Source organism: Bradyrhizobium glycinis (assembly GCF_016031655.1).
GTDB classification, from domain to species: Bacteria; Pseudomonadota; Alphaproteobacteria; order Rhizobiales; family Xanthobacteraceae; genus Bradyrhizobium; species Bradyrhizobium glycinis.
On record NZ_JACCHQ010000049.1, the window covers coordinates 21705 to 28249 of the forward strand.

Below are 6545 nucleotides of genomic sequence, written 5' to 3' on the forward strand. Positions count from 1 at the left end.
AACCAAACCAACGACGAATTCCCTGGGGAGCTGAAATGTTGATGAAAGCGACCGTGAACGGAACTGACGTGAAAACCGCAGGCATTACGCTGCATGACTTGCAGAAGCGTTACGGCAGCGCGATGGCCGTCGACGACGTCAGTCTTTCCGTATCACCTGGAGAGTTCATCTCCTTGTTGGGGCCCAGCGGATCGGGAAAGACAACGACCCTGATGATGATCGCCGGCTTCGAGATGCCGGACAGCGGTCGCGTTCTGTTGGGCGACAAGGATATCACGCGTCTGCCGCCTCATCGTCGAGAACTTGGCGTGATATTCCAGAACTATGCACTCTTTCCACACATGACAGTCGCGGAGAACGTTGCGTATCCGCTTCGGATGCGGCGTATGGCAAAGGCGGAGATCGAAACTAGGGTGCATCGCATCCTCGATCAGGTGCATCTCGGTGCCTTGGCCTCCCGCTACCCCCACCAAATGTCCGGCGGTCAGCAGCAGCGAGTGGCGATAGCGCGGGCACTGGTTTTCGATCCGCCCGTTCTTCTGCTCGACGAACCCTTGGGCGCGCTGGACAAGAAGCTGCGCGAGCATCTCAGGAATGAGATCAAGACGTTACACAAGGAAGTCGGCAAGACGATGATCTACGTCACGCACGACCAGGATGAGGCACTTGCTATGTCCGACCGTGTCGCGGTGATGCACGAGGGCCGGATCCGCCAAGTCTCGGCGCCGAAGGACATTTATCGCAGGCCGGCCGATTTGTTCGTGGCGGGCTTCGTTGGTGAGGTCAATCTCATCCCTGTTAAGCTCAAGTCCGGCATCGTGCACGGTCCTGCGGGCGAACGCCTGCCCTCTCCGCCGTGGCAGGATGCGGATAGGGATGCGACTCTGTGCGTGCGCCCGGAACATTTGCGTCTGGAAGCGAGCGCTGGTTCATCCGGCGGAATTCAGGGACGCATCAGCGGCATGACGTTCGTTGGCGATGCGACAGTTCTGGAATTCCGGAGCGAAACGGGATTGCAGCTGCGATCGAAGGTGCTGAACGTATCGGACCATTCCATGGAGGTTGGCGATCCCTGCGTAGCCTCTTGGGTTGCGAACGATGCAACAATCCTGACAGATTAACTTGCCCGATTAGCCGCATCGAACTTTGGTCCTGGTGTGTAATCTGGGCCCGCCTCTCAATCCAGATGCCTGAGCGCGGGGCTTTCGCAGCCGTCTCTTTTTTATCGCTCTGCCCGCGATCGAGCGATGTGCTTCGCGGCGCTGCGATGTAAGTCACACGAGGAACCCATCCAATGAACGGCGCTGAAAGTCTGGTTCGTACGCTCGTTGCCGGAGGCGTGGACACCTGCTTTGCAAATCCAGGCACCTCCGAGATGCACTTTGTAGCGGCCCTCGACCGCGTCGATGGTATGCGCTGCGTGCTCGTGCTCTTCGAGGGAATCGCTACTGGCGCTGCGGATGGTTATGCGCGTATGGCCGAAAAGCCGGCCGCCACTCTTTTACACCTTGGCCCAGGCTTGGCGAATGGCCTCGCCAATCTGCATAACGCCACCAAGGCGTCCAGCCCGATCGTCAATATCGTGGGAGATCACGCAACCTACCATCTCAACTATGATGCACCGCTCACGTCAGATATTGAAGGGGCAGCGAAGCCGTTTTCTGGCTGGGTCCGTACCTCCCCCGGCGCAACGCGTGTTGCGGCTGATGGCGCCGCGGCCATCGCGGCGGCGCGCAACCCACCCGGTCAGGTCGCAACCCTCATTCTTCCGGCCGATACCGCCTGGAATGAAGGCGGTGGCCCCGCTGCTGTGGCCGAAGCACCCAAAAGAGTACGGGTTTCGCAGGATCGCATCAAGGATGTTGCCAAGGCACTCCGTTCCGGCGAGCCCGCGATGGTCCTGCTGGGGGGACTTGCGCTCCGGCAGCGCGGCCTTGATCTAGCAGGGCGCATATGTGCCAAGACAGGTGCGAAAATCATGGCGCAAACATTTGTTGGCCGGATTGAGCGTGGCGCTGGCCGCGTTCCGGTCGATCGCCTTCCGTACCCAGTTGACCAGGCGCGTGCGGCACTTGCGGGACTTAAGCATCTTATCCTCGTGGGTAGCCGCATCCCGGTGGCCTTCTTTGCCTACCCCGACAAGCCAAGCTTGATGGCTTCTGAGGACACCGACTTCTTGACTCTTGCGCGTGGTGAAGACGACGCATTGGATGCGCTCGAGAGACTTGCGGATGAATTGGATGCTCAAACAGTTCCGAGTCAGGCCGCGAAGCTGGTGCCGCCGTCGTTAGCCATTGGGGCAATTACTGGCGCCAGCCTCTCGCAGTCACTCGGCGCGTTGATTCCCGAAAACGCGATCGTGGTCGATGAATCGATCTCGACTGGCGGTGGCTTTTTCTCTGCAACCTGGAATTCGCAGCCACATACTTGGCTCCAGAACATGGGCGGATCGATTGGACTCGGCATGCCCATGGCCACGGGCGCTGCGATTGCCTGCCCAAACAGACCTGTGCTCAACCTGCAGGCGGATGGCAGCGCGATGTACGCCATTCAATCACTGTGGACCCAGGTGCGTGAGGGCCTCAACATTACGACGGTGCTGTTCAATAACAGATCATACGCTTGCCTCAGAGATGAACTGGCCAAGGTGGGGGCGCAAAATGTCGGGCGCAAGGCTTTGGATATGCTCGATCTCAGCCGGCCTGACATCGATTTTACCGGATTGGCAAAAAGTATGGGTGTGGCGGCGGCCCGGGTGACCACGATGGATGAGTTCAATATCGGGGTGGCGCGCGGACTTGCGACGCCCGGACCTTATCTGGTCGAAGTACTGATCACCTAAGCGGTCAGGTCCTCCGCCCTAGGCGAGCATCGACTGGCGCTTAGGCCCATGTGCTATTGATTGACGAATCTCGTCGAGGGCGAGAGGCCAATTTGATTGATCGCGAACAGCCAGTAGCTGTAGCGGGCGATCTGGATGGGAAGTCGCGGCAATCTGGATGGCGGGTCAGTGTCGCGACGGAGAGATGATTGCGGCACAGAATGTCGCGCGCAAAAGTTTTGTTGAAATCCGGCGATCCATCCTGATCGCCGCGCGACAGAGTAGCCGCGACCGAAGCTTTCAAATCTAGGTAGTGTGCGGGAGGTTCTGCAAAAGCTGAGAGGCTGAAGCGGTCATGGTAAGTCCGGTGATTGCGAAGATCACCGCTCGTAGAGGAGCTTGGACCCGCCATGACCGTGACGAAGATTAGGACGGATGTCTCTGCAGTCAAAGAGTTGTTGAGGTCTGACAAGGAGTTCCTGAAGCCGCTGATCCAGGGTGCGGTGCAGGAAATTCTCGAAGCCGAGATGACGGAGACGCTGGGTGCGGAGAAAGGGGAGCGCAGCGAAGGACGGCTTGGCTATCGCTCCGGCTACTATCCGCGCTCGCTGATCACCGGGGTCGGCAAGATCGAGCTGAAGGTGCCGCAGGACCGGCAGGGGCGGTTCTCGACCGAGCTGTTCGAGCGCTATCAGCGCTCGGAGAAGGCGCTGGTTGCGGCCTTGGCCGAGATGTACGTGCAAGGCGTCTCGACGCGGAAGGTCAAGCAGGTCACCGAGGAACTGGTCGGCCATGCCTTCTCGGCCTCGGCGATCAGCGCGATCAACAAACGGCTGGATGGGTCGCTGAAGGCGTTCTGCGAACGCAAGCTCAAGGAGCCATTCCCCTACCTGATCCTGGATGCGCGCTATGAGCGGGTGCGCGAGGACGGCATCATCGCGAGCCAGGCGGTGCTGATCGCGATCGGCGTCGACTGGGAAGGCCGGCGCCAGGTGCTCGCGGTTGAGCTCGCCAACCGGGAGAGCCGGTCGAGCTGGAAGGAGTGTTTGGAAGCGTTGAAGGCGCGCGGCCTGCATGGCGTCGAGTTCGTGGTCTCCGACGATCATCCCGGGCTGAAGAAGGCGATCGCCGAAGGACTCGCCGGCGTGTCCTGGCAGCGCTGCTATGTGGGGTCGTTGAAGAAGTGGCCAATAGATTTCGCGCGATGCAGCGACCGGCCCCGTCATGGCCCTCTCGTTAAAATCCGCGCTACGGCGCGCTCTGAAGCCGCAAACGCGCTATAAGGGACAATCCAAGACAGAATAAGCGCAAGGAAAGCGGTTGCCAGCCGCTTGAGGTTGATGGCGGCGGCCGTGAGGTAGGCCTGGATCTTCATATTTGGTAGACCGCGCCGTATGGCGCGCGCCAGCCCATGCCAAGTTTTGGCTTCGCCGTGGAAGCCCTCTGAGCGCCAGCGATGGCGTTGATAGAGATGTCGATCCTGCTTACTCCATCGCTCGCGACGGCGGCGGGCGCGCAGCAGTGCCGGATAATGGTCACCGACAACGACCGCTTTGTTAGCCCGCCCTTTGGATAGGCAATCGCCCTTGAGCGGACACCGGGTGCAATCCTTCGCCTTCGAGTAAAAGAAACGGCCGTGCTTGATGGGCCGAGCGGGGCGCAAGATACGCCCTCGCGGGCACTTCAAGATGTCGTTCTTGGCATCGTACCGGAAGCGTCTGAGCGGTACGCGACTCTTGATTGGTTCCGCTTTAGCTGGGATGAGGGCATCAATTCCGCGCCGCTCGAGCGCGCCGTAGACTTTAGCGTAGGCATAGCCCGCATCGGCGGTGACCACCTTTATGTCGATGCCCGTAATCGCTTCAACCTCATCGACTTGCGGCTCGATCATCTCTCCTTCGTTCGTTTGTCCAGTCGTGACCGCGACATCCAGAATGACACCGACCTTGTCATCGACGGCCGTGTGCTGCTTATAAGCGGGTTCCAGCCGCCGGTTTCGGGCATTCGTAGCCATTGTCGCATCGGGATCAGTCGTGCAGACCTTTTTGTACTTCCCGCTTTGCCGGGCCTTTCTCTCATCTTCGCTTTGATTTTCGCTCAGCACATCCACCACATGCTGCTCGGTGAGGCTGTCCCAACTCACATTGGCGCGGATTAGCGACGCATCGATGTGAACCACTTCGGCTGTTGCGATCTTGGCCTTCAGACAGGCCTCGACCGTGCGTTTAAAGATCCTACGGAATCGCTCTTCGCCCCAGCGCTGGCGGATGCGCGTCAGGCTGGAATGGTGCGGTAGCTGCTCATGCAGGCCATACCCAGCAAACCAGCGAATGGCGATGTTGACCTGAGCCTCACGCATCAGCTTGCGATCGTGTATGATGCCGGTCAGCAGACCCGCGAGCATCAGGCGTACCGCGGCCTCCGGATCGATGCCTGGCCGACCGTCGTTCATGCAATAGCAGTCGGAGACCTCTTCCCTGAGCCAGGACAGGTCAAGTACACGATCGACCCGCGCCAGCACGTGCTCATCTGGGACGAGCTGTCTGAGCGTGCCAGTGATGAAGAGCTCCAACTGATCCCGCTCCTTGCGCCCCAGCATCTCGTTTGCTCCGCCCATCGCGAATCGCCGACCAAAACGGAATCAGCCAATTGCAGCTTTTTCAACGACCCCTATGTGCACTTCCTGCGCAACGCGCTCGACTACGTGCCGCGCAAGGTCGACGACGATTGCCTGCTCGAGCTGCGCTGGATGTACGACCGGCGCGATCTTGGCGAGGTCCGGCGCGATCTGGCGGCGTGGCTTGCCAAATGGAGCGGCAAATACCCCAAGCTCACCGGCTGGGTCGAGGACAACATCGAGGAGACCTTGACCTACTTCCGGCTGCCGCTGGTGCACCGCAAGCACATGAAGTCGACCAACATGCTGGAGCGCCTCAACGAGGAGATCCGGCGGCGCACCTACGTGGTGCGAATCTTCCCCAACGCCGAGAGCTGTTTAAGGCTGGTGCGGGCGCTGACCGTCGAGCGCCACGAGGCCTGGCTCGAGGACCATCGCTACCTGAACATGGATCTCTTGAAGGAGCACAAGAAGGAGACGCTGCGTCGGGCGGCCTGACGATGCTCAGGCCCACCAAAGGGATGGACGCCACCCCTCTCCGCCGCCGTCGCTCGCCAGCGCTGCGCTTGGGGCGAGCGAGCGACGGCGGCTCCGAGGGATGGCTTGGCCGGACCCCATGATCGATTTTGCTGAACTTGACGCACAGAACTCAAATCTACTCGTGGCAATAGATTCTGCCATGTGAGGACGACACGGAGATTGTGCCTGCGATGTCGCGGCGCGTCATCCCGCTCAAATGTCTTGCCGATCGGGCTGCTCATTGCCTCAAGCGTGGGCTACGAATGATCGCCAGGCATTTTGGTTTATGCGTAAGCGTCGTTCCGCTCCCACCTTCTCGCGGCAGATGGGATAGGCGAGTTTCACGATCTCTTTGAAGGGATCGGCTTGTGTCTATGCTTGACCATACGCTTAAGTCGGACGTGACGGCGCGCGGGCTGGAAGTGATCACGGAGACGGGACGCCGTCGTTGGTTCTCCAAGGACGACAAGGCCCGGATTGTTGAGGAGACGCTGGTACCAGGCGCGGTCGTTTCCGAGATTGCCCGGCGGCACGGGCTGACCCCACAACAAGTGTTCACCTGGCGCCGGCAAGCACGCCGGTTGGCGA

4 protein-coding genes and 2 pseudogenes are annotated in these 6545 nt (G+C 60.1%); 5 read left to right on the plus strand and 1 reads right to left on the minus strand.

What is annotated here, in order from left to right:
• Positions 1-35: 35 nt before the first annotated feature.
• The 3 genes and pseudogenes from HZZ16_RS36240 to HZZ16_RS36250 all read left to right on the plus strand — a co-directional run.
• Entirely contained in the window at positions 36-1121 is a 1086-nt protein-coding gene (locus tag HZZ16_RS36240; protein WP_246510681.1) for an ABC transporter ATP-binding protein, read from the plus strand.
• Positions 1122-1294: 173 nt separating this feature from the next.
• Positions 1295-2842: an acetolactate synthase large subunit gene (locus HZZ16_RS36245; protein WP_197955567.1), complete on the plus strand. Its 1548-nt coding sequence runs from the start codon at positions 1295-1297 to the stop codon at positions 2840-2842.
• Positions 2843-3231: 389 nt separating this feature from the next.
• Positions 3232-4002: pseudogene (locus tag HZZ16_RS36250) on the plus strand (IS256 family transposase); the annotation flags it as partial.
• Positions 4003-4043: 41 nt separating this feature from the next.
• On the opposite strand, the gene HZZ16_RS36255 reads toward HZZ16_RS36250, so the two are convergent.
• Positions 4044-5420, minus strand: a complete 1377-nt coding sequence (locus tag HZZ16_RS36255; protein WP_376707615.1) for a transposase — start codon at positions 5418-5420, stop codon at positions 4044-4046.
• A gap of 72 nt (positions 5421-5492) precedes the next feature.
• Between HZZ16_RS36255 and HZZ16_RS36260 the strand changes: the two are divergent.
• Positions 5493-5936: pseudogene (locus HZZ16_RS36260) on the plus strand (transposase); the annotation flags it as partial.
• A 395-nt stretch (positions 5937-6331) separates the two neighbouring features.
• A partial coding sequence (locus HZZ16_RS36265; RefSeq protein WP_197955568.1) for a transposase occupies positions 6332-6545 on the plus strand: 214 nt, incomplete at its 3' end.